This window comes from Streptomyces sp. NPDC041200, assembly GCF_055591805.1.
Genome location: NZ_JBVIZF010000011.1, coordinates 149,888 through 175,804, shown reverse-complemented (window position 1 = coordinate 175,804; position 25,917 = coordinate 149,888). Strand labels below are relative to the sequence as shown.

Annotated in this window: 25 protein-coding genes, 1 tRNA gene and 2 pseudogenes; 21 read left to right on the top strand and 7 right to left on the bottom strand. The window is 70.8% G+C overall.

Going from position 1 to position 25,917, the window contains the following annotated elements:
• Genes ACZ6CL_RS24545 through ACZ6CL_RS24505 form a run of 9 tightly spaced genes read left to right on the top strand, consistent with a single transcriptional unit; the run spans nucleotide 1 to nucleotide 7,753 of the window.
• Nucleotides 1-843: a 2-amino-3,7-dideoxy-D-threo-hept-6-ulosonate synthase gene (locus tag ACZ6CL_RS24545; protein ID WP_468938765.1), complete on the top strand. Its 843-nt coding sequence runs from the start codon at nucleotides 1-3 to the stop codon at nucleotides 841-843.
• Nucleotides 840-1,880: a 3-dehydroquinate synthase II gene (locus ACZ6CL_RS24540; RefSeq protein WP_468938764.1), complete on the top strand. Its 1,041-nt coding sequence runs from the start codon at nucleotides 840-842 to the stop codon at nucleotides 1,878-1,880. Before ACZ6CL_RS24545 ends, ACZ6CL_RS24540 begins: the two co-directional genes overlap by 4 nt.
• Nucleotides 1,880-3,283: a class I adenylate-forming enzyme family protein gene (locus ACZ6CL_RS24535; protein ID WP_468938761.1), complete on the top strand. Its 1,404-nt coding sequence runs from the start codon at nucleotides 1,880-1,882 to the stop codon at nucleotides 3,281-3,283. Before ACZ6CL_RS24540 ends, ACZ6CL_RS24535 begins: the two co-directional genes overlap by 1 nt.
• A 42-nt stretch (nucleotides 3,284-3,325) precedes the next feature.
• Nucleotides 3,326-3,598, top strand: coding sequence for an acyl carrier protein (locus ACZ6CL_RS24530; RefSeq protein ID WP_468938758.1), 273 nt, complete (start codon nucleotides 3,326-3,328; stop codon nucleotides 3,596-3,598).
• Nucleotides 3,595-3,834 carry a phosphopantetheine-binding protein gene (locus tag ACZ6CL_RS24525; protein ID WP_468938757.1) on the top strand — a complete coding sequence of 80 codons (240 nt, stop codon included), beginning with the start codon at nucleotides 3,595-3,597 and terminating at the stop codon, nucleotides 3,832-3,834. The genes ACZ6CL_RS24530 and ACZ6CL_RS24525 overlap by 4 nt, the downstream gene beginning before the upstream one ends.
• The gene (locus ACZ6CL_RS24520) at nucleotides 3,824-4,981 is read left to right on the top strand and encodes a beta-ketoacyl-[acyl-carrier-protein] synthase family protein (RefSeq protein WP_468938755.1); all 1,158 of its coding nucleotides are present in this window, start codon (nucleotides 3,824-3,826) and stop codon (nucleotides 4,979-4,981) included. Before ACZ6CL_RS24525 ends, ACZ6CL_RS24520 begins: the two co-directional genes overlap by 11 nt.
• Complete coding sequence (locus ACZ6CL_RS24515) at nucleotides 4,978-5,586, top strand: hypothetical protein (RefSeq protein ID WP_468938753.1); 609 nt, start codon at nucleotides 4,978-4,980, stop codon at nucleotides 5,584-5,586. Before ACZ6CL_RS24520 ends, ACZ6CL_RS24515 begins: the two co-directional genes overlap by 4 nt.
• Complete coding sequence (locus ACZ6CL_RS24510; protein ID WP_468938752.1) at nucleotides 5,583-7,268, top strand: class I adenylate-forming enzyme family protein; 1,686 nt, start codon at nucleotides 5,583-5,585, stop codon at nucleotides 7,266-7,268. The genes ACZ6CL_RS24515 and ACZ6CL_RS24510 overlap by 4 nt, the downstream gene beginning before the upstream one ends.
• Entirely contained in the window at nucleotides 7,265-7,753 is a 489-nt protein-coding gene (locus tag ACZ6CL_RS24505; protein WP_468938749.1) for a hypothetical protein, read from the top strand. Before ACZ6CL_RS24510 ends, ACZ6CL_RS24505 begins: the two co-directional genes overlap by 4 nt.
• 137 nt (nucleotides 7,754-7,890) lie before the next feature.
• Here ACZ6CL_RS24505 and ACZ6CL_RS24500 read toward each other — a convergent pair.
• Nucleotides 7,891-8,394: pseudogene (locus tag ACZ6CL_RS24500) on the bottom strand (ROK family protein); the annotation flags it as partial.
• 360 nt (nucleotides 8,395-8,754) lie between these two features.
• On the opposite strand from ACZ6CL_RS24500, the gene ACZ6CL_RS24495 reads away from it, so the two are divergent.
• Entirely contained in the window at nucleotides 8,755-9,336 is a 582-nt protein-coding gene (locus ACZ6CL_RS24495) for a sugar phosphate isomerase/epimerase family protein (protein ID WP_468938747.1), read from the top strand.
• On the opposite strand, the gene ACZ6CL_RS24490 is transcribed toward ACZ6CL_RS24495, so the two are convergent.
• Genes ACZ6CL_RS24490 through ACZ6CL_RS24480 form a run of 3 tightly spaced genes read right to left on the bottom strand, consistent with a single transcriptional unit; the run spans nucleotide 9,333 to nucleotide 11,343 of the window.
• On the bottom strand, nucleotides 9,333-10,349 hold the full coding sequence (locus ACZ6CL_RS24490) for a Rieske 2Fe-2S domain-containing protein (RefSeq protein ID WP_468938744.1): 1,017 nt from the start codon (nucleotides 10,347-10,349) through the stop codon (nucleotides 9,333-9,335). The two genes, ACZ6CL_RS24495 and ACZ6CL_RS24490, sit on opposite strands and share 4 nt — an antisense overlap.
• Before the next feature lie 35 nt (nucleotides 10,350-10,384).
• Nucleotides 10,385-10,681, bottom strand: a complete 297-nt coding sequence (locus ACZ6CL_RS24485; protein WP_468938742.1) for a LysE family translocator — start codon at nucleotides 10,679-10,681, stop codon at nucleotides 10,385-10,387.
• A gap of 59 nt (nucleotides 10,682-10,740) precedes the next feature.
• Nucleotides 10,741-11,343 carry a TetR/AcrR family transcriptional regulator gene (locus ACZ6CL_RS24480; RefSeq protein WP_468938739.1) on the bottom strand — a complete coding sequence of 201 codons (603 nt, stop codon included), beginning with the start codon at nucleotides 11,341-11,343 and terminating at the stop codon, nucleotides 10,741-10,743.
• Between the two features lie 80 nt (nucleotides 11,344-11,423).
• Between ACZ6CL_RS24480 and ACZ6CL_RS24475 the strand changes: the two genes are divergently transcribed.
• From ACZ6CL_RS24475 to ACZ6CL_RS24460, 4 genes and pseudogenes are all read left to right on the top strand, one after another.
• Complete coding sequence (locus tag ACZ6CL_RS24475) at nucleotides 11,424-11,798, top strand: DUF1330 domain-containing protein (protein WP_468938737.1); 375 nt, start codon at nucleotides 11,424-11,426, stop codon at nucleotides 11,796-11,798.
• Nucleotides 11,798-12,568, top strand: a complete 771-nt coding sequence (locus ACZ6CL_RS24470) for an alpha/beta fold hydrolase (protein WP_468938734.1) — start codon at nucleotides 11,798-11,800, stop codon at nucleotides 12,566-12,568. The genes ACZ6CL_RS24475 and ACZ6CL_RS24470 overlap by 1 nt, the downstream gene beginning before the upstream one ends.
• Before the next feature lie 122 nt (nucleotides 12,569-12,690).
• Nucleotides 12,691-12,924, top strand: a complete 234-nt coding sequence (locus tag ACZ6CL_RS24465) for a hypothetical protein (RefSeq protein WP_398293485.1) — start codon at nucleotides 12,691-12,693, stop codon at nucleotides 12,922-12,924.
• Between the two features lie 294 nt (nucleotides 12,925-13,218).
• Nucleotides 13,219-14,313 (top strand): annotated as a pseudogene (locus ACZ6CL_RS24460) ((Fe-S)-binding protein); the annotation flags it as partial.
• Between the two features lie 172 nt (nucleotides 14,314-14,485).
• On the opposite strand, the gene ACZ6CL_RS24455 reads toward ACZ6CL_RS24460, so the two are convergent.
• The gene (locus tag ACZ6CL_RS24455) at nucleotides 14,486-14,854 is read right to left on the bottom strand and encodes an AQJ64_40280 family protein (protein WP_468938732.1); all 369 of its coding nucleotides are present in this window, start codon (nucleotides 14,852-14,854) and stop codon (nucleotides 14,486-14,488) included.
• A gap of 354 nt (nucleotides 14,855-15,208) precedes the next feature.
• Here ACZ6CL_RS24455 and ACZ6CL_RS24450 point away from each other — a divergent pair, with 354 nt between their 5' ends.
• From ACZ6CL_RS24450 to ACZ6CL_RS24440, 3 genes are all read left to right on the top strand, one after another.
• Nucleotides 15,209-16,534 (top strand): family 43 glycosylhydrolase, encoded by a 1,326-nt coding sequence (locus tag ACZ6CL_RS24450; protein WP_468938730.1) that lies wholly within the window; start codon nucleotides 15,209-15,211, stop codon nucleotides 16,532-16,534.
• Between the two features lie 88 nt (nucleotides 16,535-16,622).
• Nucleotides 16,623-17,012, top strand: coding sequence for a hypothetical protein (locus ACZ6CL_RS24445; RefSeq protein ID WP_468938727.1), 390 nt, complete (start codon nucleotides 16,623-16,625; stop codon nucleotides 17,010-17,012).
• Nucleotides 17,013-17,072: 60 nt separating this feature from the next.
• Entirely contained in the window at nucleotides 17,073-18,611 is a 1,539-nt protein-coding gene (locus tag ACZ6CL_RS24440) for a hypothetical protein (protein WP_468938726.1), read from the top strand.
• Nucleotides 18,612-19,171: 560 nt separating this feature from the next.
• Here the strand turns inward: ACZ6CL_RS24440 and ACZ6CL_RS24435 are convergent.
• Nucleotides 19,172-19,684: a PadR family transcriptional regulator gene (locus ACZ6CL_RS24435; RefSeq protein ID WP_468938723.1), complete on the bottom strand. Its 513-nt coding sequence runs from the start codon at nucleotides 19,682-19,684 to the stop codon at nucleotides 19,172-19,174.
• A 55-nt stretch (nucleotides 19,685-19,739) separates the two neighbouring features.
• Here ACZ6CL_RS24435 and ACZ6CL_RS24430 point away from each other — a divergent pair, with 55 nt between their 5' ends.
• On the top strand, nucleotides 19,740-20,420 hold the full coding sequence (locus tag ACZ6CL_RS24430; protein ID WP_468938720.1) for a cysteine hydrolase family protein: 681 nt from the start codon (nucleotides 19,740-19,742) through the stop codon (nucleotides 20,418-20,420).
• Between the two features lies 1 nt (nucleotide 20,421).
• On the opposite strand, the gene ACZ6CL_RS24425 is transcribed toward ACZ6CL_RS24430, so the two are convergent.
• Nucleotides 20,422-20,509 (bottom strand) — tRNA-Leu (locus ACZ6CL_RS24425).
• Nucleotides 20,510-20,828: 319 nt separating this feature from the next.
• Between ACZ6CL_RS24425 and ACZ6CL_RS24420 the strand changes: the two genes are divergently transcribed.
• From ACZ6CL_RS24420 to ACZ6CL_RS24410, 3 genes are read left to right on the top strand one after another with little or no spacing between them, the layout of a single operon-like run.
• Nucleotides 20,829-22,511, top strand: a complete 1,683-nt coding sequence (locus tag ACZ6CL_RS24420; protein WP_468938718.1) for a thiamine pyrophosphate-binding protein — start codon at nucleotides 20,829-20,831, stop codon at nucleotides 22,509-22,511.
• A gap of 16 nt (nucleotides 22,512-22,527) precedes the next feature.
• Nucleotides 22,528-23,754 (top strand): formyl-CoA transferase, encoded by a 1,227-nt coding sequence (frc, locus tag ACZ6CL_RS24415; protein ID WP_468938716.1) that lies wholly within the window; start codon nucleotides 22,528-22,530, stop codon nucleotides 23,752-23,754.
• Nucleotides 23,755-23,756: 2 nt separating this feature from the next.
• Nucleotides 23,757-25,898 (top strand): acetate--CoA ligase family protein, encoded by a 2,142-nt coding sequence (locus tag ACZ6CL_RS24410; protein ID WP_468938714.1) that lies wholly within the window; start codon nucleotides 23,757-23,759, stop codon nucleotides 25,896-25,898.
• Nucleotides 25,899-25,917 lie beyond the last annotated feature (19 nt).

Genomic DNA, 25,917 nt, shown 5'->3' with positions numbered 1-25,917 from the left:
ATGACCGATGTGGGTAAACAATTCCGGATGCGGAGACTCTCCGCCGTGGGCGACGGGCGACATCTCTTCGTCCCGCTCGACCACAGCGTGTCGGACGGGCCGGTGGTGCCCCAGGCCCGCTGGAACGGGCTGCTCAGCGCGCTGGTGGACGGCGGCGCGGACGCGGTCGTCGTCCACAAGGGCCGGGCGCGCGCGATCGCCCCGGACATCCTGCGCCACTGCGCCCTGGTGGTGCACCTCAGCGCCGGAACGGTGTACGCGGCCGACGCCGACGCCAAGGTGCTCGTCGGCGACGTGGAAGAGGCCGTACGGCTGGGCGCGGACGCGGTGAGCGTGCATGTGAACCTCGGCTCGGACACCGAACACCGCCAGCTCGCCGACCTCGGAACCGTCGCGGCCTCCTGCGACACCTGGAACATGCCACTGCTCGCGATGATCTATCCGAGGGGCCCGCGCATCGCCGACCCGCACGATCCGGCGCTGCTCGCCCACGCCGTGAACATCGCCGCGGATCTCGGCGCCGACCTGGTGAAGACCACGGTCGCGCTGCCGCTGGACCGGATGGCCGAGGTGGTGGACAGCTGCCCGCTGCCGGTCCTCGCCGCGGGCGGCCCGCCCGACGGTACGGATCTGATCCGCCACGGAACCTCGTTGATGCTCGCCGGTTGCCGGGGCCTCGCGGTCGGCCGCCGGATCTTCTCCTCGCCCTCCCCCGCCGCGCTGGTGGCACGGCTCGCGGCCGTCGTCCACGCCACCGATGCCGCCGATGCCAGCAATGCCACCGACGCCGCGAACACCGGAACGGCCCACCACTCCTCGACGATTGCGACAGGTGCCGTATGAAGTTCGCCTGGATCGACCTCAGAAGCGTGTCCAAGAGCCAGCTGGAGTCCGTCGTGGACGCCGCCATCCACACCCGGATGCGGGGCGTGGTCTGCGATGACGAATCCGTCCTCAAGGCGCTGCCCCCGACCATCACGGCCGTCCCCACCACACCGGTGTCCGACGAGAAGGAGCTGTACGCGCTCGACGACGACACCGCGGGCTGGGTCGACGTCCACGACGAACCGTCGCTGCGGCTGGCGTGCGCCGCCGCCGTCACCCTCCCCTTCACCGTGGTCCGCTTCGCCGACCCGACCAAGATCCCGCTGGAGATCGTGCTCGCCGCCGCGGACCGCTCCGAGGGCAAGCTGATCACCGTCTGCGCGGACCTCGAAGAGGCCGCCACCGTCCTCGACGTGCTCGAACGCGGCTCGGACGGCGTCCTGTTGGCCCCCTCGACCGCGGGCGACGTGTTCGCCCTGGCCAGGCTGCTGGAGGCCGGGACGGCACCGCTGAACCTCACCACGCTCACCGTCGACGGCATCGAGCACCACGGTCTCGGCGACCGGGTGTGCGTGGACACCTGCAGCCACTTCGCCGAGGACGAGGGCATCCTCGTCGGCTCGTACTCGACCGGCTTCATCCTCTGCTGCAGCGAGACCCACCCGCTGCCGTACATGCCGACCCGCCCCTTCCGGGTCAACGCGGGCGCCCTGCACTCCTACGTCCTCGGCCCGGACAACCGCACCAACTACCTGAGCGAGCTGCGCTCCGGCGGCACCACGCTGGCCGTCAACGCCGAGGGCCGGACCCGGCCGGTCACGGTCGGCCGCGCCAAGCTGGAGTCCCGGCCGCTGCTGACCATCACGGCGCGCTCCGCCGACGGCACCGTGGTGAGCCTGACCGTGCAGGACGACTGGCACGTACGGGTGCTCGGGCCCGGCGCGAAGGTCCACAACGTCACCGAGCTGCGGCCCGGCGACGAACTGCTCGGCTATCTGGCCACGGACCAGCGCCATGTGGGCTTCCCCATCGGCGAGTTCTGCAAGGAACAATGATGAGCGGCCCACGCGACGGACGCGGTGGCATGCGGGCGCTGGCCGACACCCTGTTCGACGCCCACCCCGGCGAGCTGCCCTGCCTCGTGCACGGCGACCACCCGGTGAACCGCGCCGAGGTGCGCACCGCCGCGGCCAGGGAGGCGGACGTCTTCGCCGGGTACGGCATCGGCGAGGGCACCACGGTGATGCTCCGGATCCCGCCGAGCTTCACCCAGATCGAGGTGCTGCTCGCGCTGTGGCGGCTGGGCGCCCAGGTGATGCTGATCGACCACCGGCTCAAACAGTCCGAAGTGGACGCGCTGCGCGCGCTGTGCCATCCACAGTTCCTGGTCAGCGCGGGGGCGGTCGGGCGCTCGCCACTGCGGTTCGAGCCCCGGTACGAGGTGGTCACCTCCCGCTTCCCGGACGGCCGGGCCGCGACGACCGGCCACCGGCTGGTGCAGTTCAGCTCGGGCTCCACCGGGCTGCCCAAGGTGATCGGCCGGACCCCGGCCTCCATGGCGGCCGAGATCGAACGCTTCACCCGGATCGAGGGGATGCCGACCCTGGGCGAGCGGGTGCTGCTGCTCAGCTCGACCGCGCACAGCTTCGGGCTGATCGCCGGGGTGCTGCACTCGCTCACCGCGGGCGTCGCGGCCGTGTTCGCCCGCCGGGTGTCGGCGAAGGACATCCTCGCCGCCGCCGCGCGCCACGGTGTGCACGTCATCTTCGGCACCCCCTTCCACTACGAACTCCTCGGCACAGCACGCGAGTTGCCTGCCCTCCCCGCCCTGCGCGCGGCGACTTCCGGCGGCGAGATCATGCCCCCGGAGACGGCCGCGCGGTTCGCCGAACGGTTCGGCATCGGGGTCGGCGAGTCGTACGGAACGACGGAGACGGGCGTCATCGCGATGGACATCAGCGGCGCCTCGCGGCCCTCCGTCGGGCGGGCGGCGCCCGGTGTGCGGTTACGGATCCACGGCGGCGAGCTGGACGTCTGGCTGCCGGACGGCTCACCGTACCTGCACGACTCCGGCGGCGGCCGGTACACCGACGGCTGGCTGCACACCCGCGACCGGGCCGAACTCGGTCCCGACGGCACCGTGCGGCTGCTGGGCCGTGGCGACTCGCTCGTGGTCATCGGTGGCCTGAAGGTCGATCTGACCGAGGTGGAGGACGTGTTGCGCCGCCACCCCGGGGTCAGCGGGGCCGTGGTCGTCCACGCCGGTACCACCGAGGCGTACGTGTCCACCGAACCGGACGGCCCCTCGGCCGGGGAGCTGCTGGTCTGGTGCCGGGACCGGCTGGCCGACTACAAGGTGCCGCGCGTCGTCCAGGTCCTCCCCGACCTGCCCCGCACCTCCAACGGCAAGCTCGTCCGCCGCCGCGAGGCCCTGCTCGCCCGCTCCCCCGGCCACTGACCGCACCCCAACTTCCGCTGCCACAGAAGGGTTTCGCACACCATGCAGACGGCATTGGAGAAGGAGATCCGTCAGTTCGTGCTCAGCACGATCAGCGACGACATGAACCACCCGCTCGACGCGGACGAGGTCACCGACGCCAGCCCCCTGGGCACCGGTGGCATCGACATCGACTCGCTCAGCCTGATCGAGCTGGTCCTGCGCATCGAGCGCCGCTTCGGCGTGAAGTTCCCGGACACCGATATCGAGCCGGTCGGCGCGATGAACCTGGGCGACCTGATCGACGACGTCATCAAGCGGGGCGCCACGGCATGACGATCACCACCGACGTGGTGCGGGAGCTGCTGTCCGACCCCAAGATCTTCGCCGAATTGCCGGCGGAACTGGACGACGACGCCGACCTGGCGCTGGACTCCCTGGGCCTGGTGTGGTTCCTCCACCAACTGGAGCTGCGCTGCGGCCTGGAGATCGAACCCGCGGAAGCGTTCCTCGCCGAGTTCACCTCGATCCGCCGGATCACGGATTACCTGGTGGACGTCCATGGGTCATGAGGTCCTGCTGACCGGCTTCGGAGTACGAACGGCCTTCGGCGCCGGGCCGGACGCGCTACGGGCGGGCGTGTTCGACGGAAGCCCGTCGTTCGCCCCGATCACCCGCTTCGACCCCGCCCCCTATCGCACCCCCCTGGCCGCCACGTGCGGCGACGCCGCCCCACTCCACGAGGCCCTGGCCGAGGTAGCCGGTGCGGCGGCCGGAATGGCCGGTCTGCGCCCGGGAACGGACGCCACGGTCCTGCTGGGCACAGCGGGCGACTTCACCGCCCTGACCCGCTTCTGGCGCGCCGCCGGGTCCCGCGACGGCACCGCGCATCCCGGCTCGCCCGGCGCCGCCGCGACCGTGCCCGCGTGGCAGGCCGAGGCGCTCGCCGACGTGCTCGGGGTTCGTGGGTCGCGGGTGGCGTTCACCAACGCGTGTGTCGCCTCCGCCACCGCCGTCGCGCACGGATGCCAGCTCATCGCCTCCGGGCGGGCCGACCTCGTCATCTGCGCGGGGGCGTATCTGGTGGAGGAGGAGAACCTGGCCAAGTTCGGGTCTGGCTTCGCCCTCTCCCGGGACGGGATGGTGCGGCCGTTCTGTGCCGACCGCAGCGGGCTGCTGCTCGGCGACGGGGCCGCCGCCGTCGTGCTCGAATCGGCCGCGTCCGCCCGGCGCCGAGGGGCGCGTGTGCTCGGTGCGCTGACCGGCTGGGGCGCCGCCTCCGACGCTCACCACATCGCGCGCCCTCACCCCGAAGGCACCGGGCTGGTCACCGCCGCCCGGCGGGCTCTGCGGCGGGCGGGCGGGCCCCGCGTCGACTACGTGAACGCCCACGGGACCGCGACGAAGACCAACGACCCCGCCGAGACGCGCGGACTGCACACGCTCTTCGGCACCGACGCGCCCCACACACCCGTCAGCTCGACGAAGAGCACGACCGGACACCTCCTGGAGGCCGCCGGAGTGGTGGAACTCGTCATCACCCTGCTCGCGCTGCGGGACGGCGTCCTGCCGCCCACCGCCGGGTTCACCGAACCCGATCCGGCCTGCGACCTCGACTACGTACCGAACCGCCCCCGCAAGGCCGACATCCGGCGGGCGCTCACCCTCAACGCGGCGTTCGGCGGCGCCAACACCGCGCTGCTCCTGGAGCGGGCGTGATCGCCGCGGTGTCCGGACCGGCGGCGGCCGTGCCGCCCGTGGCCGGTTTCGTGGAGTCCGCCTTCAGCCCTCTGGTGCACCAGGCCGTCGAGCGCGCCCTCACCGCCCACCCCGGCGACGGCTCGCGGACCGCGATGGTCCTGGCCAGCACGATGGGGGACGCCACCACCCTCGACCTCGGCAGCCGTCTGCTCGTCGCCGGGCAGGTGCACAATCCGCTGCTGTTCATGCAGAGCACCGCCAACGCGATCCTCGGCCAGCTCAGCCGCGAGTTCGCCATCACCGGCCCGCTGCTGTGCCTGTCCGCCGCGACGGACTTGGCCGGAGAGTTGCTGAACACCGCCGAACTCCTCCTGGAAGATGAGGAGTTGGACCGCGTCGTTCTCATCGGCGTCGAGCTGGCCGGTACGGAGCGCACCACGGCCGCCTACCGCCACCTGAGCCGCGTCGGCGGCGACGTCGGCCCGCCCGCCGAGGATCTGGCCGTGGCGATCGTGGTCGATCGCGGCGACGCCCCGCTGTCCCCCACCACATCCTCCGCCGAGTACGGCACTCTCCGCGGCCTGGTCGAGCTGGCCGCCCAAATCCAAGGAACCCGCCCATGATCACCAAGGAAGAACGCGCGCTGATCAGCCAGGACGCCGCCTTGGGTGCCGGAAACGTGATCCACCGGCTGACGGCGTACGGCAGATCCCCCGACGACCAGGTGCTGTGGACCGATGCCACCTGGCAGGCCCCGGACGGCGGCCACCCCGAGGTGCTGACCCTGGGCGAGCTGCACGAAGCCGTCGCCACCTACGCCAGCTGGTACCACGCGCACGGTGTGCGGCCCCGCGACCCGGTGGCGATCCAGACGTACTCCAGCACCGAGTTCGCCATCAACTTCCTCGCGCTCACCTCCCTCGGTGCGATCCCCTCCTTCGTCAACGGCAACCTCCGCCCCGAGATCGCCCGCGAGTACGTACGCCGCCAGGGCGCGGTGGGCGCCCTCACCGACCGGGCCCACCACCCCGTCCTGGCCCCCCACCAGGCCGAACTGGGCCTCGGCTTCTGCGCCACCGCCGCCGACATCCGCACCTCGGACCGCCAGCGGCTCCCCGCGTCGTACCCGTACGCCCACCACCCCACCGACCCGATCGTCATCTCCCACTCCTCGGGCACCACCGGCATGCCCAAGGCCGTCCCGCACACCCATCAGACGCTGCTGTACGCGCAACTGCACCGGCTGAAGCTGTCCGTCGGCTCCGCGATGGGCAGGCTGCTCGTCGCGATGCCCGGCTCGCACAACGCCTCCATCTCGGTCATGATGTTCGGCTTCCTGCTGCGCTCGCCCGTGCTCCTGCTCTCCAGCCAGCGCGGCACCGACGTCCTGGACGCCATGGAATCGTTCCGCCCGACCACGGTGTTCGCGTTCGCCGGAACGTACGGGGAGATGGCGGCCCAAGACCTCGCCGCCCGCGATCTGTCCAGCGTCGAGGCCTGGTACAACACCGGCGACGCGGCACACGAGGCGCACATCAGGGCGCTCATCGCGCAGGGCAGCCACGACACGGTCGGCCCGGACCTCAAGCGCTGCCGGGTCCCCGGCTCCGTCTTCACCGACGGCCTCGGCTCCTCCGAGACCGGCTACTCGCTCTTCCACAACGGCCACAAACCCGGCCGGTCGTCGTTCTCCCGCTGCGTCGGCAAACCGATGAGCTTCGCCGAGGCCGCGGTGCTCTCCGAGGACGGCACGCCCCTGCCACCCGGCGAGGTGGGCCGCCTCGGCGTACGGTCCCCCACCCTCACCCCCGGCTACTGGAACGACTCGCTGACCTTCCACCGGCTACGGCTCGGCGGCTACTGGCTCACCGGCGACCTGTCCTACCGCGACGAGGAGGGCAACTTCTACCACCTCGACCGCGCCCCCGACGCCATCCGCACCGCCGCGGGCCTGGTGTTCAGCACCCGCACCGAGGAGTTGCTGCTGCGCGAGCTGCCCGAACTCGACGACTGCACGGTGGTGGCCGTCGCCCCCGAGGGCGTACGCGCCGACTGGGACGGCGACGGCGTCGCCGACGCGTACGTCCTGCTCCAGGTGCGCCCGGACGCGGTGGACGCGGACGACTGGACGGGCCGGGTGAACGAGACACTCACCGCCGAGGGCTTCCCGCCACTCACCGGCGCGCTCCGCATGGACGCGAACGACGTGGTGAAGGGAGCCACCGGCAAGGTACTCAAACGGGAGATGCGCGAACGCTTCCGGGCCCGCCTGGCAGGTGGCGAGCTGGACGGGAAGGCCCGATGACCACCCCGAGCCCCAGGCCCATGGACGTCTACCGCCAGTGGTGGCTGCACGACGCCCGCTGGTACCAGGGCGTGGCGAAGCGGTTCGGCCACGCGGTGGCCAACGAGATCAACGCGGAGGCGCTGCGCTACGTGGCCGTCCAGGTCGGCAAGCGCATCACCCGCCAGCACGGCGGAAAACCCGCCGCCGACCTCGAAGAACTCCGCTGCCGGTACGACGCCTGCGCGGAGTGGATGTTCCCGAGCGAACTGCGCGACGGCGGCACGGCCGTACTCCCGGACGGCGACATCGAGCTGACCATGCGGCAGAACTTCGCCGTGGCGATGGTCCGGATGGCCGGGTCGCTGGACGGCTACGACTGCCCGTGCACGGACATCCACGCGGGCTGGTCGGAGGGGCTCGGCGTCGAACTCACCCGCAACTGCGCCACGGCGTGTCTGCGCGACGGCGACGAGGCGTGCCGCTTGCTGATGCGCGTCGGCTGACGCGCGTCGGCTGACACCGCGCCGGGGGTGACCCCAGGCTCAGCCACCCCCGGCTCAGCCGCCCCCGGCGCCCCTACGGGTTGCCCACCATCAACCGGGGCGACGCCCTGAGGGCTGAAGACCTCCCGGATGGCGAGGGCGATGCCGCCATGAATCCCGGCGCTCTCGCCGAGCCGGGGCGTGGTGATGGTGATCTTGCTGGTGGCCAGGGCCAGCGCACGCCGGTAGACCACGGCCCGGACCCCGGACAGGAGGTCGTCGCGGAGTTCGCTCAGCGGACCGCCGACGACCAGCGTGCGCGGGTTGTACATGGCGACCAGCATGGCCGCTATCTCGCCGACATCGGTACCGGCCTGGCGCAGGGCGCGCACGGCGCGCGGTTCGTTGTCGGCGACGCGTCCCGCCAGCACGCGCACGCCGTGCAGCGGATCCTCCGCGGTCGACTCGGGGATTCCGAGGCTGCGCAGGACGGCCGGGCGGGAGGCCAGCGCGCTGAGGCAGCCGACGTTGCCGCAGGAGCACAGGGCATCGCCGCCACCGGCGGCCCGGATATGGCCGATGTCCCCGGCTGGCCCGTCCGCCCCCCGGTAGAGCTGCCCTCCCGCGGTGACGATCCCGGCCCCCGGGCTGAGCGTCAGCACCCTGGGCGGCCGTCCCCGCACCGATCGGCGCCTCGGCCTTCATCGGCCACAGCAAGGCGGAGACCTGGCATCCGGACCCCCGCTTCCTCTTCCAGCAGGGCGGCGGCCCGGTGATGGACATGGGGCCGTACTACGTCGCCATCCTCGTCAACTGCCTGGGCCCGATCCAGTCCATCGCCGCGGCGAGCCGGATCGGCGCGCCACACCGGGCGGTGACCGCGCCCGGCCGGGCCGTCGATTCCATAGAGGTCACGGTCCCCACGCACACCGCGACGGTGCCGCTCGGACGGCCGGGACGGCAACGAGACCGATGTCGTCAAGAACGCCGCCGCCACCGCCCGCCAACACGCCGAACTCGGGATGACGGACATCGGCCTCGGCCTGGCGATGGGCAAGGACAAGCCGCGCGTGGCGCATCCGGGACAGGCGTACGACGCGGATCCGTCGCGCGTCGAGGCGGTGACGGCGCTGCTCGGGAAGATCGCCGATGCCATGGTCGCCGAAGGCGTCCGGCCCAGCCTGCACCCGCACATCGGCACGTGGATCGAGACGGAGGAGGAGGGCCGGGCGGTGCTCGATGCCATTCCGGACTCCCGGCTCGGCTTCCTGCCCGACACGGGGCACTTGGCGTGGGCGGGCTCGGACGTCGGCGCGTTCATCAAGGACTACGCGGAGCGGATCCCGTTCGTGCACGTGAAGGACTGCCGCCTCAGCGTGGCGGCACAGTGCCGTGAGGCGGACTGGGGCTACCAGCAGACCGTCATGGCCGGGCTCTGGGTCGAACCCGGCCGAGGCGAACTCGACCTCAAGGGCATCATCGGCAACCTGCCCAGCGGGTTCGACGGCTGGCTGATGGTCGAGGTCGACCGCCCGGACATCGCCGACCCGTACGAGAGCGCGGTCGCATCGGCCCGCTGGATGCGGGCCGAGTACGCGGCCTAGCGCTCAGCCGCGCGCGACGAACTTCCCTCCGCCGGATAGAACTGGGCGTACCAGCGGCGCAGCGCCCTGATGCCCTTCTCGTGCGGGAGCAGGACGGGGCGCGGCTGGTGGATCTTGTGGTCCCAGATCCGTACCTCCTCGCGCACCTCCCGCAGGGCTTCCGCACGGAAAACCAGCTTGAGGAGGGGCGCCAGGAACGGCAGTCGGGCGGGCTTGCGGACGTAGTACAGCATCCGCATCTCGCTCGTACGGTCGTCGACGGGGGTGGTGAGGGCGACGGCGGTGAGCGAGAGGACGGGGCCGAGGACGCGCACCACCATCACGCCCGGCCCGTACATGAACACATCGAAGGTGTTGTTGACGTCCCGGCCGAGCACACGCCGGTGGATGCGGCCGCGGACCTCGGCGAAGGGGCCGTCCGGCCGCAGTTCCTGGACCGGGGGTTCGCTCTGGCCGTGGATGAAGTGGAAGTGGGACTCGTCCACGATGTTCTCGCGCATCTCCTGGATGTGGATGCGCGCCCGGCACACGTCGTCGATCGGTGTCGCGAAGCCCCCGGAGGCCGTCTCCGGGATGTCCGGCACCTCCCACGAGGGCGCGTCCGGGCCGTGGTACACGAAGATGAGCCCGCTGTGCTCGCGGACCGGGAAGCCACCGAGGGACACCTTGGGGGTGCGGGTCGCGAAGGGGGCGTGCGTACACTGCCCGTCCGCGCCGAACCGCCACCCGTGGAACGGACACTCCACGGTGCCGCCGACGACCTTCCCCCCGGCGCCCAGGTGCGCGCCGTAATGCGGGCAGTGGGCGTCGCGCACCGCCGCCCGCCCGTCCGCTCCGCGGAAGGCGATGAGGGCACGCCCGAAGTAGTGCAGGCTGACGACCTTCCCCGGCCGCAGCTCGCGGCTGCGGAGGACGGCGTACCAGCCGTGGGGAACGGGCGGCATGGGGTACGCGTCGGCGCGCGGATCGCGCGGCAGGTCGGCGAGCTTGTCATAGCTGCGGCGTAAGGGCATGCGCCGAATGCTAGAGGGCGCCACGCGGGCCAGGGTCAGGCGGAGGCGGGGGTGCGGGACAGGGCGGTGCGCAGCGCGAAGACGCCGAGCAGGCCGCCTGCCGCCAACCGCTGGACGGCCATGACACGGGGCCGGGCGGCCAGAAACCCCGAGACCCGTGCCGCGCCCAGCATGATCAGCGCGTTCACGGTGACCGCCACGAGGATCTGCACGCCACCGAGCTGGAGCAACTGCACCCAGTCCGGGCCTCCCTGAGGGTCCAGGAACTGGGGCAGCAGCGCGGCGTACATCAGAGCGATCTTGGGGTTGAACAGGTTGGTCAGCAGCCCCATCGAGAACAGGCGGGTGCCCCGCCGCCGGGCAGGAAAACGGCACCGTCGGGCGGGCGGCATCAGTCGCGGACCAGCGCCCGGCGCCAGTGCTCGGTGACCGAGCACCGCAGCCGTTCGGTGTCGACGGCCTCGGGATCGAGAAGCCGTTGCAGCCCGATTCCGCGGAGCTGCCCGACGAGGGCGCCCGCGGCCTCGTCGGGTACGACCTCGGGGCGGATGGTGCCGTCGGCGAGACCGGCGGCCACGTCCTCGCGCAGATCGGCGCGGAACGCCTCGTCCCGCGCGCGGAAGATCGGGGCCAGTTCGGGCGCCGTGACCGCCTCGACCCAGAGCAGCAGAAACGCCCGGTGTGCCACGCCCGCCTGGCCGAGCGCGCCGACGTAGCCGTCGATCAGCCGCAGGAGACGGTCCAGACCGGGTGGCAGGCCGTCGAGCCCGGGGACGAATCCGGCCTGGGTCGCGTGTGCCAGGCGCTCGAGGAGCGACTGCTTGGACCCGAAGTAGTGGCTGACGAGGCCACGGCTGTACCCGGCTCGCTCGCTGACGCGCACCAGCGTCAGCGAGCGCACTCCCTGTTCGACGACGAGTTCGGCGGCGGCGTGGAGCAACGCGGATTCGGCCTGGTCACGGCGCTGCTGCTGGGTGCGGTGAGTTGCGGTCATGGACAGGAACCTACAACAAACTTGTTATTCGACCAACAAGTAGGCAAGGATCACGGCGTCGACCGACTGGAGGTTTCCTGATGATCGAGATTGACGACCGCGCCCTGGACACCCTGCTGGCCGAGGATCCGGGTGGTCCCGTGGTGATGCTGAACCTGCTGCGGTTCCGTCCGGACGGCGGCCGCGAGAGCTACCAGCGCTACGCCGAGGCGCTCGGCCCGGCGATCAACGCGCGGTACGGGGTGCGGGTGGAGTATCTGGGAGACGGCGGGCGGGCGCTGGTCGCCGAGGACGGGCAGGCCTGGGACATGGTGCTACTGGTCCGGTACCCGAACCGACAGGCGTTCACCGACATGATCCGTGACCCCGAATACCAGGCGGTGTCCCACTTCCGCAGCGAGGCGCTGGTGGAGTCGGTCTTGCAGCCGACCGTACCGCTGGAAGGACTGGCCTGATGACCATCGTCTTCGTGCACGGCAACCCCGAGACGGCGGCGGTCTGGGATCCGCTGCTCGCCGAGCTGGAGCGCGCCGGTGCGGCCCGCGGCAGTCTGGTGTGCCTGTCCCCGCCCGGGTTCGGCGCGCCCCTACCGGCCGGGTTCGGCGCGACCGTCGCCGACTACCGCGGCTGGCTGATCGACGAGCTGACCACCCGCTTCGACGAACCCGTCGACCTGGTAGGACACGACTGGGGCGGCGGGCACGTCCTGAACGCGGTGATGAGCCGCCCGGACCTCGTACGCAGCTGGGCCAGCGACACCATCGGGGTCTTCGAACCCGACTACGTCTGGCACGAGCTGGCCCAGCGGTGGCAGACGCCGGACGCCGGGGAAGCCGATGTGACCGCACGGTTCGGCGCGCCCCTCGCCGAACGCGCCGCGACGCTCGTCGCGCGCGGGATGGGCGAGTTGGTGGCCGAGCAGGTGGCCCGGGGTCAGGACGGGGCGATGGGCCGGGCCGTGGTCGCGCTCTACAGGTCCGCCGCGCAGCCGGTGATGGCCGAGCTGGGCCGGGACCTGGAGCGTGCGTCGCAACGCCCGGGGCTCGCGTTGCTCGCGACCGAGGACCACGCGGTGGGGACCGCGGAGCAGCGGCGCCGCGCCGCTCGCCGCGCCGGTGCCGGGGTCGCGACCCTCGACGGGCTCGGCCACTGGTGGATGACGCAGGATCCCGGCCAGGGCGCCCGCGCCCTCACCCGCTTCTGGGCCTCGCTGGACCAGACGTAGGAGGGTTCACCGAAAGCGCGGACACAGACAGCCGCAACTCAGCGCATTCCTTGACGAATCACTCGGGAGTTCGGGGTACTCGGCCGCCGAGACGGAATCCGCACGGATGAGGAGGCACCACCATGGCCCACGCCACCGAGACCGGCGAGACCACTGGCACCAAGGACAAGGACTACAACCTGGTCTGGTACGTCGAGGCGTGCCTGAGCAACGCGCTGAAGATGGAGACGTACATCCAGGACGCGGAGCGTGAGAAGGACACCGAGGTCGCGGAGCTGTTCCGCAAGGCCCAGGCCGACAGCCGCAAGGGCGCCGAGCTGGGCAAACAACTACTGAAGAAGCGCATCGGCAGCTGAGCCGCCGACCGCCGCCCTCGCGCGGCCCGGGCCGATGGGCCCCGGGCCGCGCGAGGCCCGCTTTCACCGGTCCTTACCGAGGCGGCGCCCCTCGTCGGCCGTCGTCGGCGTTCCGTCGCATGTGCCGACCGGCGGCCGGTGCCCTGACCGGCCGCGGGCCATGCGGGCAGCCGCCAGGTTTACCCGACCCCGGCGGGGGCTACCCCTGAGCGAGTGCTTCGTGCAGCGCTACGGAGGAGGGTGCCGTGGCTCAGGTGCCGGTGGACACAGACGGGCTGGAGCGGGCGCTGCGCGGGCCGCCTGCGTCCGGCGGCGCACTACTCCATGGGCTGGCTGCCGCTGTGGGCCCGGCTGTCCCGTATCGCGCCACCGCTGGTCGACGCGGCGACCCAGGCGCCGGGCCTGGCCCGCCTCGGCAAACGCCTGGCCGGAGTCGACAGCGCACGCCCGGCGCCCCTGTTCGCCCGGCAATCCTTCCTCCAGTGGTGGAGCGCCCGCGCCACCGGCGCCATTAGGGAGCCGGACCCGGCCGACCCGCGGACCGTGGTGCTCTGGCCGGACACTTTCAGCACCTACTTCCACCCCTCGATCGCCGTCTCGGCCGTGCGCGTGCTGGAGGACGCCGGTTTCCGCGTCGCCGTGCCGACCACACCGGTGTGCTGCGGCCTGACCTGGATCTCCACCGGCCAGCTGACCACCGCGAAGAAGGTGCTGCGCCGCACGCTCCGCGTCCTTCGGCCCTACCGCGAAGCGGGCACCCCCGTCATCGGCCTCGAACCCTCCTGCACCGCCGTGTTCCGTGCCGACGCGCCCGATCTGATGCCCGCCGACCAGGACATGCGGCGGCTGACGGAGCAGTTCCGCACCTTCGCCGAACACCTCGTCCACCACGCCCCGGACGGCTGGCAGCCACCCGCGCTCACCCGGCAGGCCGTCGTCCAAACCCACTGCCACCAGCACGCCATCCTGAAGGACGATCCGGACCGCGAACTCATGCGCCGCGCCCACCTCGTCACCGACGTCCTCGACGAGGGCTGCTGCGGCCTGGCGGGCAACTTCGGCTTCGAACGCGGCCACCACGAGGTCTCCATGGCCATCGCCGAACAAGGCGTCCTGCCCGCCGTCCGCGCGGCCGCCCCCGGCAGCCTCCTGCTCGCCGACGGCTTCAGCTGCCGCACCCAGATCGAGCAGGGCGACACCGGCCGCCGGGCCCTCCACCTGGCCGAAGCCCTGGCCCTGGCGCTCGACGGCCCCCTGCCCAGCGAACACCCCGAACGCCTCGCCGAACGCCCCTCCCCGCCCTTCCCCACTGACCGCTGGACCACCACGGCCGCCACCGCCGTCCTCACCGCGACCGCCTACGTCGCGTTCCGCGTGCGCGCCGGGTAGGGCACCATGCACCGCGCCGCCACCCCGCCATGGCCATGGCCATGGCCGCGCCCTGTCCCTGCCCGAGCAGGCCCTGACGGAACACCCCGCGACGCCGGCCTCCCGGCCGACTCCCCCGAGGCCACCCGGCACGTGAACGACAGCGTCCACCGCCTCCTGGCCGCCGGGCTCATCACCCTCGCCGAGTAACGCCTCGCTCCATGGCGTTCCTGACGGCGGTCCGCGCGTCCTCCCCGAGCACGTGGCGCACCGCCGTGCCCGGCAGTGCGGGCAACTCTGCCCAGTGGGTGACGGGTTCGGCGCAGGGGCGGCCGTAGGGCAGGCGGACGACACGGTCGGAATCGACAAAACAATCGCGGTACTCGGTGCCGTCCTCGGCGATGTGACGAGTGGTGAAGTACATCGGCAACACCAGCCAGAAGTCCTCCCCCGCCGCCTGCCCCGGCTCGGGCGGATAGCGCCCCGACGTCGCCGCCGCCACGGGCGTCCCGCTCTTCGGCAACCTCTCGCGCGCGTCCACCCACTCCACCACCGCGTCCATGCCCGCCCCTCCCCGGCTCCGGCGCTCCGTCAGACGACCATTCTCGACCCGCAGGATTTCTCGGCGCCTGGCGCGAGGAACCGCAGGAGTGGAGCGCGGGTTCCGGGTCGAACTTCCCGCCGTCACGGCCGCGTTGCAGCACGTGCGCGATGGCGGCGCATCGCGGCCCGCCTCCCGATCCCCGCAGCCACCCCAGCGCATCGCCACGGAGGTCGTGGCCTTCTCCCCCTTCACCCGAGCGGCGACGGCCGGATGACCCACTTCCGTCTGTTCACCGTCGGAACGGACATTTAACGTGGCCTCCCGGGCAGGGCGCCGCCCGCGTCCTGCCCGGACAACGAGGAGGACACGCTGATGACCAGCTCCGAGAACACATTACCCCTCGACCGCCGGTTCTTCCTGGCCGGTGCCGGTTCCCTGGGCCTGGCGGCCGCGCTGCCCGCGAGCGCCGCGCAGGCGGCGACGGGCCCGCGGAGGGCGCGGTATCCGTCGAACTGGCCCGATCCCGGGCCGTACGGGCTCGCGGACACCCGGCTGGATCTGTGGCCGCGGGAGGACAACTCCTTCATCCTGCCGCTGGAGCCGCGCCCCCGTGACCGGGAGCACGGCCGGGTGTGGATGCGGGACACGTACGTCAACTGCTTCGTCGTCGGCGGCCGTCCGCTGTACGTCGCCACGGGCACCACCCGCGCGCCCGGGCTCGATGTGGCGGGGCCGTGGAACGACGGCATCTTCGTGTGGGTGTCCCGGTCGCTGCGGGGGCCGTGGCGACTGGCCGACACCACCGGCATCCGGCCCGGCGCCGAGCGGGGCAAGGTGTGGTCGCCGGAGTTCACCGGCGAGAACCGGCCCGGCCGCACGGTCGTCGCCCCGTGGCAGGAGTACTGGCACGACGACCGGTTCGGCAAGCGCGGCCAGGCCTGGGCGCCGGAGGTGCACTACATCCGGGGCCGGTGGTACATCGTCGCGTGCATGGGCGACCACTCCCGGAAGGTGGGCTCGTTCCTGCTGGTGAGCGAGGGCGGGGTCGAGGGCCCGTACCGGCTCGTCGAGGGCAACCTCGACAAGCCGTTCGGCGACCTGGCCCCCGGCGGACCGGACTTCATCGAGCCCGGCGCCTACCACCACATCGACGGCAGCCTCTACGCCGAGGGCGACGACGCGTGGCTGGTGCTGCACAACGACCTGTACGCGAAGTTCCGGGACGACATGGAGGACATCGTCCCGACGACGAACCTCCCGAGGTTCCGGCAGGCGCCCTACTCCCCCGAGCCGTACCTCGAAGGCGCGTACGTCTTCAAGCACGGCGGCCGGTACTACCTCCTCCACGCCGCCTGGAACCGCACCTCGGTCAACGCCGACGGCACCACCCGTCACGCCTACGACCCACCCGGCCCCGGCCGTGTGCAGTACCAGTACGACGCCATCGTCGCCGTCTCGGACCGCTTCGAGGGTCCGTACTCCGAGCGCTGGACCGCGGGCGTGGGCGCGGGCCACAACAACTTCTTCGCGGACCACCACGGCCACCTGTGGGCCACCTTCTTCCGCAACCCGGCCCACGGCTACTGGTCCGCCCCATCGCGCACCGCCGACGCCGCCGTACCGGGTGTCGTGCGGGTGGAGTGGACGGGCCCGAAGGGCAATCGCCTGTACGTCCAGCGCCACGAGCGGCGCCCCTGAGCGAGCCCCAGATGCGATCAATGGGTGGCGGAGATAGCGTCAATTACATACATATCGATCGTTTCTCAGGGACCGTGAGTGGCACATCGTGCGCCTGAAGCTGGAGTGGCCTGAGGACCTGGAGCACGCCGCGGCGCTTGCCTCCTGGCTGGGCCGCCCGTCCGTCCATGAGGTCGTCGTGCTCGTTCCGTGGCTCGACGCCGATGAACAGCGCCAGTCGGCCGTATCGATCCGGCGGCTGTTCAACGACTGCGGCTGCACCGCCGGATTGGCGGCCTTCGCGGTGACGGTGGGGGTTGCGCTGGGGCGGCAGCTTGCCGTCGGGGGTTGGTCCTGGTCGTCGACGGGGATCGCCTTGCTCTTCGGTGTCGCTGGGGGCGCCGTGGGCAAGCTGCTGGGCCTGGCCTGGAGTCGCCATCGGCTGCGCTCCCTGCTGCTGCGCATCGGACGGTCGAGGCCGGCCGTCCGTGCGCCGTGATCCCTGAATGATCCCTTGACCAGCTCGGCCGGCTGGTGTGTGAGGTGAGGGAGGAACACCATGGCCGTCGTCTGCAAACAGGTCCAGGAATGGGTCGAAGAGGAAGTCTCGCAGCCCGTCGAGGAGTGGGAGTCGCGCACCGAAAAGAAGTGCAAGGACTACCCGTGGTACGACCCGCGGGGCTGGTTCTGCTGGCTCGTCACCGTGGTGGTGAAGGTGGTCAGGTGGGTCGTGGTCACCGTGGGCAAATTGGTGACACGGATAGTCTGCAAGGTGGTCGAGGTCGCCGTTGAGTTCGGCAAGAATCTCTTCGGCGGCATCTGGGACATCATCGCCGGGACGTTCACCGGCAACCCGCTCCGCATCTTTGACGGGCTCATCCGTATGGTCGTTGGATTCACGCTGGGAGTCATACGGTTCGGCCGCATCGCCCTCGGCGGTGAACTGGTCGCGTTCTTCATCGACGAGGCCAATGACGCATCGATACGAGCCCACGTCCGTGGACTGTTGGAGCGGAAATACACGGGTGAGACCCTCGACCAGATCAAGAGAGCCATCAATCTCGATCACGGTCCCTTCCGATTGCAGCTGCACGGCACCGCGTACCGCACCGTCATCGACTCACAGGCGTCCTCCGTCACCGACCCGAAGGTGCCCAACCTGATAGCGCTCCAGGAGTCGGGACAAATCGACCTGCGTGAGCTGTGCGGCTTCACGTTCCCTCAGGGGCTCTTCAACCGCAAGCGCTACAAGACCCTGAAGCAGGAGGAGATCATTGCTGGTGGAGGCGGCGGGGAGTTCGAGAACCCACTGACCGAGGACGAGCTGGACGAATACATCACCTCGCGCGGTGAGCGCGGCCCGGACTTTCTGGTCTTTCCCATGAGCGAGGACGACCTGGACACCAAGCTCGGCGCGGCGGAGGACAAGGGGCGCGAACTATGGCTGAAGTTCAGCTTCGACAAGGCCACCGTGCCGGTGACCAAGGCGGAGCACATTGTCCAGGGTGAGGGTTCCACGGCGCAGACCGATTTCCTCGCCGAGGTGATCGGCCGTACACGCAAGAGCCGGACCCCGGCCAACCCCGTCGCCGCACGGTTCGAGCTCTGTCATCCCGTCGTCGCTGGCATATTCCGGTACGAGACGCACAGCAGGCACGGGTTGGCCAGTGTCTTTGGGCCGAGAGAATGCACCACGACGGCGTCGGATGTCTCGGGCGTGACCTTCACCGACAACTTTCCCGACTCCATCTGGAAGTACGTAATGGTCCATGAGCTCGGCCACTACGTCGGCCTCTGCCATGCCGACGGCGTGGACCGGATCATGTTCTCGCCGGTGGAGAAGTCCGCGTTCGCCAACGGGGCCATTTGGCGCACCGTGTTCTGGAGTGCCTATCGGAGCGGCGAACCCGACTTCACCCTCGACGAGGCCAAGAAGGCATGGACGTACATCGTGGAGAACTTCGCCCCCACATGCCTGGGGGCCGCCCCCACACCGCCTCCCCTGTTCCCTCCCGGCCCCATTACTCCGCCACCCACCCCGCCCCCTGCCCCACCTGGGACGCCACCCAAGCCGCCGCAGGGACCGATTGTGAAGTGACGCCGCCGGCGCCAGGAGGCCCGCACATGTCGCCTCCCGCCGCGTGCGCCGCCCAACGCGACAAATCCCCACGGTCGACCAGCGACCGTGGGGAAATGAGTGGTGTCCGAGAGGGTATCTGGCCCAATACCCCACGGCTCACACCCCTCACGCCGGTGCTGGCGCTGGCGTAGCCACAGGCTGAACCGCCCGGGTGGCCGCTCTCCTTCTTCAACGCCTCGTTCTGGCCCGTGCCCATGTCGATGGCGTCGCCCAGCGGGGCGTTGGTAAACCATTGAGTGATACGGACACCCCGCCGATGCCGTTCGACCAGGGCGTGAGGGCCGACGGCGTGTGCTATCTCGCTGGGCGTCAACTCGCCTCCACCGGCATCGCTTGCCGCCTGTTCCCGGGCTTTGAACGCCCTCCGGTAGACGGTGGCCAGTTGCCGCTCCCTGAAGTCCGGCCCCCGGCGGGGACAAGCCTTCAGTGAGCGCATCGTTACCGAGGCGCCCCGCGCGCTTGTCGAGTTCGGTGCCGAACAGGCCCGACAGAGCGACTCACGGCCGTCGGCCTCGCGCTCACGCCAGTTGCTCCCGCAGCCAGGACTGCTCCGCCTGGCTGGTGGCGCGGGCGATGAGGAGCATGCCGCGACGGTAGGGGTCGTCGGTGTCCTCGGCCCGGAGCGGGCGGTCGCCGTCGCGGAAGAAGCTCGCGGGCTGCTCCAGGAACGCCAGCCGTCGACGCAGCACCGCGTGCTGGTCGGCAGTGTCGGGGAGCTGGGAGAGGAAGGCCAGGATGGTGAAGTACCGAGTGCTGTCGCTGATATCCAGCTCGTCGGGCTCCCGGAGCCGTCGCAGCAGCTCGGTGCGGCCCTCTGCGGTCAGGCTCAGGGTGTGCCGCTGGGCAGCCGAGGCGCCCGGCTCGGTCCGCCGGTCCAGCAGCCCGGCCTTGACCAGTCGGTTGATCGCCGGGTAGAGGCTTCCGTCACTGACCGGCCGGGAGTGGCCGGACAAGTGCGCGATGAGGCGGCGCAGTTGGTATCCGTGCAGCGGGCCGTCGGCCAGGAATCCCAGGATCGCGAGTTCCAGCATGCTGCTACTCTCGCACATCGAAGCGAGGTATCTCGAATCGAGGTAGGAGGCAGGAGTGAGTTACACCGAGGAGTGGGTGACCGCGCGGGCGCGCGACGCCTACGAGCACGGCCGTGCGACGTTCGACATACAGCCCGAGCGGGCGGCGCTGCTGGTCATCGACATGCAGGACGAATTCGTGCGCCCGGAGTGGAGTCCCTACTGGGTGCCCGCGGCGACGCGGATGGCGCCACGGCTTCGCCGACTGGTCGAGACATGCCGGGCTGCCTCCACGCCCGTCATCTGGACCATCTTCGACGACACACACTTCGGGCTGGACCGGCCGCACGCCCTGCGCCATCTCCCCCACGCCGACACCGACTGGCGGCGGCCGGGGCCTGCGGCGGTGTGGGAGCAGATGAGCTACCGCGCCGACGAGGCCCTGATCCGCAAATCCTCCTACAGCGCCTTCTACGACACCCCGCTCGACACGATGCTGCGCAACCTCGGCCGCGACACGGTCATCATCACGGGAACGCTCACCAACTACTGCTGCGGCACCACGGCCCGACAGGCCTACGAACGGGGCTACAAGGTCGCCTTCGGGGCCGACGTCACTGCCACCGACGACGAGTCCCGGCAGGAACCCGAACTCGCCGTCCTGCGCAAAGGCTTCGCTCTCGTGCTGACCGCCGGGGAGATCACGAACCAGCTCACCCGGGAAAGCAAAAAGACCCCTGCTGGACAGGAGTCTTAGCTGGTGTCCGAGGGGGGACTTGAACCCCCACGCCCGATAAAGGGCACTAGCACCTCAAGCTAGCGCGTCTGCCATTCCGCCACCCGGACAAGGTGTGCCCCGCGGTTGCCCGCGGCGACATGGACAACGATACCAAGGTTTTGGGGTGCGTTTCACCAGCGTATGCATGGCGCCCAACCCCGCGCCGACCTGCGGTGACGCGGCGATCGGCGGGGTGCGGATACGGGGGATCACGGAGGGTGATGGACGGTGGGGTTGGGCGGTGGTTGGTGGGGGCTTGGCCGAACGATTGATGTACGACCCCTGGACATCGTTCGGCCGGTGCGGGATAACGGGTTTCATACAGGATAACGTCGACTGTATGCAATCTACGCGAGACCCGACCCCTACGAAGGGACGCGATTCGCCATGCCCGACGACAGCCAGGACCTCATCTCCGGCGGGCACTTAGTTGCCAAGGCGCTCAAAGCGGAGGGGGTTGACGTCATCTACACCCTCTGCGGCGGCCACATCATCGACATCTATGACGGGTGCGTCGACGAGGGCATCGACGTCGTCGATGTGCGCCATGAGCAGGTGGCCGCGCACGCCGCCGATGGGCATGCCCGGATCACCGGGAAGCCCGGGTGCGCGGTGGTCACCGCCGGGCCGGGGACCACCGACGCGGTGACCGGGGTGGCCAATGCCTTCCGGGCCGAGTCGCCCATGCTGCTGATCGGCGGGCAAGGGGCGCACACGCAGCACAAGATGGGGTCTCTCCAGGACCTTCCGCACGTGGAGATGATGGCGCCGATCACCAAGTTCGCGGCCACCGTGCCGGACACCGCGCGGGCCGCGGACATGGTCTCGATGGCGTTCCGGGAGTGCTTCCACGGCGCGCCGGGGCCGTCGTTCCTGGAGATTCCGCGCGATGTACTGGACGCCAAGGTGCCGGTCGAGAAGGCGCGGGTGCCGAAGGCGGGGGCGTACCGGGCGTCGACCCGCGGCGCGGGCGATCCGGAGGCGGTCGAGGAGCTGGCCGATCTGCTGGTGCGCGCGGAGAAACCGGCGATCCTGCTGGGGAGCCAGGTGTGGACGTGCCGGGCGACCGACGCCGCGACCGAGCTGGTGCGGACGCTGAACGTGCCCGCGTACATGAACGGCGCGGGGCGCGGCACGCTGCCGCCCGGGGATCCGCATCACTTCCAGCTCTCGCGCCGGTACGCGTTCTCGAACGCCGACCTCATCGTGATCGTCGGCACGCCCTTCGACTTCCGGATGGGGTACGGGAAGCGGCTGTCGCCCGATGCGACGGTGGTTCAGATCGACCTGGATTACCGGACGGTCGGCAAGAACCGGGATATTGATCTCGGGATAGTGGGTGACAGTCATCAGATTCTGTCAGCCGTCACCCAGGCGGCGTCCGGGCGGATCAACGGGGGCGCGCGCAAGCGCAAGGAGTGGCTGGACGAGCTGCGCGCGGCCGAGCAGACGGCGCTGGAGAAGCGGTTGCCGCAGCTGCGCTCCGACGCCTCCCCCATCCATCCGTATCGCCTGGTCAGCGAGATCAACGACTTCCTGACCGAGGACTCGGTGTACATCGGGGACGGGGGCGACATCGTCACGTTCTCGGGGCAGGTCGTGCAGCCCCGTACGCCCGGCCACTGGATGGACCCGGGGCCGCTGGGGACGCTCGGCGTCGGGGTGCCGTTCGTGATGGCCGCCAAGAAGGCCCGCCCCGACAAGGAGGTGGTGGCGCTCTTCGGCGACGGCGCGTTCTCGCTGACCGGCTGGGACTTCGAGACGCTGGTCCGCTTCGATCTGCCGTTCGTCGGCATCGTCGGCAACAACTCGTCGATGAACCAGATCCGTTACGGCCAGAAGGCCAAGTACGGCGACGCCCGCGAGCGGATCGGCAACACCCTCGGCGACGTTCCGTACGACCAGTTCGCGCGCATGCTCGGCGGCTACGGCGAGGAGGTGCGGGACCCGGCCGACATCGCGCCCGCGCTGCGGCGCGCCCGCGAGTCCGGCAAGCCGTCGCTCATCAACGTCTGGGTCGACCCGGACGCGTACGCCCCCGGAACGATGAACCAGACCATGTACAAGTAGAGGGGCCCCGCCAACCATGACCAAGGCTCTGGAGGGCGTCCGCGTCCTCGACATGACGCACGTACAGTCCGGTCCGTCCGCAACCCAGCTGCTCGCCTGGCTCGGCGCGGACGTCATCAAGCTGGAGTCCCCGACCGGTGACATCACGCGGGGGCAGCTGCGCGACATCCCGGACGTCGACTCGCTCTACTTCACGATGCTCAACTGCAACAAGCGGAGCATCACCCTCAACACCAAGTCCGAGCGCGGCAAGGAGATCCTGACCGAGCTGATCCGCCGCAGCGACGTCATGGTGGAGAACTTCGGGCCGGGCGCGGTGGACCGGATGGGCTTCACCTGGGAGCGCGTTCAGGAGATCAACCCGCGGATCGTGTACGCGTCGATCAAGGGGTTCGGCGAAGGCCCGTACACCCAGTTCAAGGCGTACGAGGTGGTCGCGCAGGCCATGGGCGGGTCGATGGCCACGACCGGCTTCGAGGACGGGCCGCCGCTGGCGACCGGCGCCCAGATCGGCGACTCGGGTACCGGGGTGCACTGCGTGGCGGGCATCCTGGCCGCGCTCTACCAGCGCACCCGCACCGGGCGCGGCCAGCGGGTGAACGTGGCCATGCAGCACGCGGTGCTCAATCTGTGCCGGGTCAAGCTGCGCGACCAGCAGCGGCTGGCGCACGGGCCGCTCGCCGAGTACCCGAACGACAGCTTCGGCGACGAGGTGCCGCGCAGCGGCAACGCGAGCGGCGGCGGGCAGCCCGGCTGGGCGGTCAAGTGCGCGCCCGGCGGGCCCAACGACTACGTGTACGTGATCGTGCAGCCGGTCGGCTGGGGGCCGATCACCCGGCTCATCGGACGGCCCGAGCTGGCCGAGGACCCGGAGTGGGCGACGCCGGACGTGCGGCTGCCGAAGCTCGGGAAGATGTTCCAGCTGATCGAGGAGTGGTCCAGCACGCTGCCCAAGTGGGAGGTGCTGGAGCAGCTGAACGCCCACAACATCCCGTGCGGGCCGATCCTGTCCACCAAGGAGATCGTCGAGGACGCCTCACTGGCGGCCAACGAGATGGTCGTCCGGGTCGACCACCCCGAGCGCGGCGCGTTCACCACGGTCGGCTCCCCGCTCAAGCTCTCCGACTCCCCCGTCCAGGTCGACCGCTCCCCGCTGCTGGGCGAGCACAACGCGGAGATCTACGGCGAGTTGGGGCTCGGTGACGAGGAAGTGCGGCTGCTCAAGACGAACGGGGTGATCTAGCCATGACGACGGGCTACGACAAGGACGCCGTACGGGCGGTGCTGGACGCCGTACGCGCCGAGGGGCGCTCCACGCTGACCGCGCCCGAGGGCAAGCGGATCACCGACGCGTACGGCATACCGACCCCCGCCGAGGGGCTGGCCGAGTCCGCCGATGACGCGGTGGCGCTCGCCGACCGGATCGGCTTTCCGGTCGTGCTGAAGATCGTCTCGCCGGACATCTCGCACAAGACGGACGCGGGCGGCGTACGGGTCGGGCTGGGCTCGGCGGCCGAGGTGCGCGGCGCGTACCCGGCGATCGTCGCGAACGCCCGCGCGTACGACCCGGCGGCGCGCATCCAGGGCGTGCAGGTGCAGGCGATGGTCCCGGGCGGCGGGCAAGAGGTGATCGTCGGCGCGGTCACGGATCCGACCTTCGGGAAGGTGGTCGCCTTCGGGCTCGGCGGGGTGCTGGTGGAGGTGCTGAAGGACATCACCTTCCGGCTGGCCCCGGCGAGCCGGGACGACGCGCTGTCGATGCTGGACGGGATCCGGGCCGCCGAGGTGCTGCGCGGGGTGCGCGGCGGGGAGCCGGTGGACCGGGACGCGCTCGCCGATCTGATCGCGCGGGTCTCCAACCTGGTCACGGACTTTCCCGAAGTGGCCGAGGTCGATCTCAACCCGGTCTTCGCGACCGGAAGCGGAGTGCTCGCCGCCGATGTCCGGCTGCTGCTCGGCGACGACGCGCCACCGGCCCGCCGCCGCTACTCCCGCGAGGAGATCCTGGCCGCGATGGGGCGGCTGATGCGGCCGCGCTCGGTGACGGTGGTCGGCGCCTCCAACGAGCCGGGGAAGATCGGCAATTCGGTGATGCGCAACCTCATCGACGGCGGCTTTCCCGGTGAGATCCACCCGGTCAATCCGAAGGCCGACGACATCCTGGGCCGCAAGGCGTACCGGTCGGTGACGGACGTGCCGGGCGAGGTGGACGTGGCGGTCTTCGCGATCCCCGCGAAGTTCGTACCGGCCGCGCTGGAGGAGGTCGGCCGCAAGGGCATCCCGAACGCCGTGCTGATCCCGTCCGGCTTCGCGGAGACCGGCGAACACGCGCTGCAGGACCGGATCGTGGCCATCGCCGAGGAGCACGGCGTGCGGCTGCTGGGGCCGAACATCTACGGCTACTACTCCACCTGGCAGGACCTGTGCGCCACCTTCTGCACCCCGTACGACGTCAAGGGGCCGGTGGCGCTCACCTCGCAGTCCGGTGGCATCGGGATGGCGATCCTCGGCTTCGCGCGGACGACGAAGACCGGCGTCTCGGCCATCGTCGGGCTCGGCAACAAGTCGGACGTGGACGAGGACGACCTGCTCACCTGGTTCGGCGAGGACCCGAACACCCAGTGCATCGCGATGCACCTGGAAGACCTCAAGGACGGCCGCGCCTTCGTGGAGGCGGCGCGCGCGACCGTGCCGAGGAAGCCGGTCGTGGTGCTGAAGGCGGGCCGTACGGCGGCGGGCGCGCGGGCCGCCGGGTCGCACACCGGGGCGCTGGCCGGGGACGACGCGGTGTACGACGACATCCTGCGGCAGGCCGGGGTGATCCGGGCGCCGGGGCTGAACGAGATGCTGGAGTACGCGCGGGCGCTGCCGGTGCTGCCGACGCCACAGGGTGACAACGTCGTCGTCATCACCGGCGCCGGGGGCTCGGGGGTGCTGCTGTCGGACGCCATCGTGGACAACGGGTTGTCGCTGATGGAGATCCCGCCGGACCTGGACGCCGCCTTCCGCCGGTTCATCCCGCCGTTCGGTGCGGCCGGGAACCCGGTGGACATCACCGGCGGCGAGCCGCCCGCCACGTACGAGGCGACCATCCGGCTGGGCCTGGAGGATCCGCGCATCCACGCGCTCGTCCTCGGCTACTGGCACACCATCGTCACCCCGCCCATGGTCTTCGCCGAACTGACCGCGCGGGTCGTCGCGGAATTCCGGGAGCGCGGCATCGCGAAACCGGTGGTGGCCTCGCTCGCCGGTGACACCGAAGTCGAGGAGGCGAGCCAGTACCTCTACGAGCGCGGCGTCGTCGCCTATCCCTACACCACGGAAAAGCCGGTGGCCGTGCTGGGCGCGAAATACCGCTGGGCCCGGTCGGCGGGGCTGCTCAGGTAAACCGCACCCGAAGCCAAGG

Bases quoted from the DNA above. Each gene is read 5' to 3' on its own strand.
- ACZ6CL_RS24545 (WP_468938765.1), top strand. From the start codon at position 1: ATGACCGATGTGGGTAAACAATTCCGGATGCGGAGACTCTCCGCCGTG.
- ACZ6CL_RS24540 (WP_468938764.1), top strand. From the start codon at position 840: ATGAAGTTCGCCTGGATCGACCTCAGAAGCGTGTCCAAGAGCCAGCTG.
- ACZ6CL_RS24535 (WP_468938761.1), top strand. From the start codon at position 1,880: ATGAGCGGCCCACGCGACGGACGCGGTGGCATGCGGGCGCTGGCCGAC.
- ACZ6CL_RS24530 (WP_468938758.1), top strand. From the start codon at position 3,326: ATGCAGACGGCATTGGAGAAGGAGATCCGTCAGTTCGTGCTCAGCACG.
- ACZ6CL_RS24525 (WP_468938757.1), top strand. From the start codon at position 3,595: ATGACGATCACCACCGACGTGGTGCGGGAGCTGCTGTCCGACCCCAAG.
- ACZ6CL_RS24520 (WP_468938755.1), top strand. From the start codon at position 3,824: ATGGGTCATGAGGTCCTGCTGACCGGCTTCGGAGTACGAACGGCCTTC.
- ACZ6CL_RS24510 (WP_468938752.1), top strand. From the start codon at position 5,583: ATGATCACCAAGGAAGAACGCGCGCTGATCAGCCAGGACGCCGCCTTG.
- ACZ6CL_RS24505 (WP_468938749.1), top strand. From the start codon at position 7,265: ATGACCACCCCGAGCCCCAGGCCCATGGACGTCTACCGCCAGTGGTGG.
- ACZ6CL_RS24495 (WP_468938747.1), top strand. From the start codon at position 8,755: ATGACGGACATCGGCCTCGGCCTGGCGATGGGCAAGGACAAGCCGCGC.
- ACZ6CL_RS24490 (WP_468938744.1), bottom strand. From the start codon at position 10,349: ATGCCCTTACGCCGCAGCTATGACAAGCTCGCCGACCTGCCGCGCGAT.
- ACZ6CL_RS24485 (WP_468938742.1), bottom strand. From the start codon at position 10,681: ATGGGGCTGCTGACCAACCTGTTCAACCCCAAGATCGCTCTGATGTAC.
- ACZ6CL_RS24480 (WP_468938739.1), bottom strand. From the start codon at position 11,343: ATGACCGCAACTCACCGCACCCAGCAGCAGCGCCGTGACCAGGCCGAA.
- ACZ6CL_RS24475 (WP_468938737.1), top strand. From the start codon at position 11,424: ATGATCGAGATTGACGACCGCGCCCTGGACACCCTGCTGGCCGAGGAT.
- ACZ6CL_RS24470 (WP_468938734.1), top strand. From the start codon at position 11,798: ATGACCATCGTCTTCGTGCACGGCAACCCCGAGACGGCGGCGGTCTGG.
- ACZ6CL_RS24465 (WP_398293485.1), top strand. From the start codon at position 12,691: ATGGCCCACGCCACCGAGACCGGCGAGACCACTGGCACCAAGGACAAG.
- ACZ6CL_RS24455 (WP_468938732.1), bottom strand. From the start codon at position 14,854: ATGGACGCGGTGGTGGAGTGGGTGGACGCGCGCGAGAGGTTGCCGAAG.
- ACZ6CL_RS24450 (WP_468938730.1), top strand. From the start codon at position 15,209: ATGACCAGCTCCGAGAACACATTACCCCTCGACCGCCGGTTCTTCCTG.
- ACZ6CL_RS24440 (WP_468938726.1), top strand. From the start codon at position 17,073: ATGGCCGTCGTCTGCAAACAGGTCCAGGAATGGGTCGAAGAGGAAGTC.
- ACZ6CL_RS24435 (WP_468938723.1), bottom strand. From the start codon at position 19,684: ATGCTGGAACTCGCGATCCTGGGATTCCTGGCCGACGGCCCGCTGCAC.
- ACZ6CL_RS24420 (WP_468938718.1), top strand. From the start codon at position 20,829: ATGCCCGACGACAGCCAGGACCTCATCTCCGGCGGGCACTTAGTTGCC.
- frc (WP_468938716.1), top strand. From the start codon at position 22,528: ATGACCAAGGCTCTGGAGGGCGTCCGCGTCCTCGACATGACGCACGTA.
- ACZ6CL_RS24410 (WP_468938714.1), top strand. From the start codon at position 23,757: ATGACGACGGGCTACGACAAGGACGCCGTACGGGCGGTGCTGGACGCC.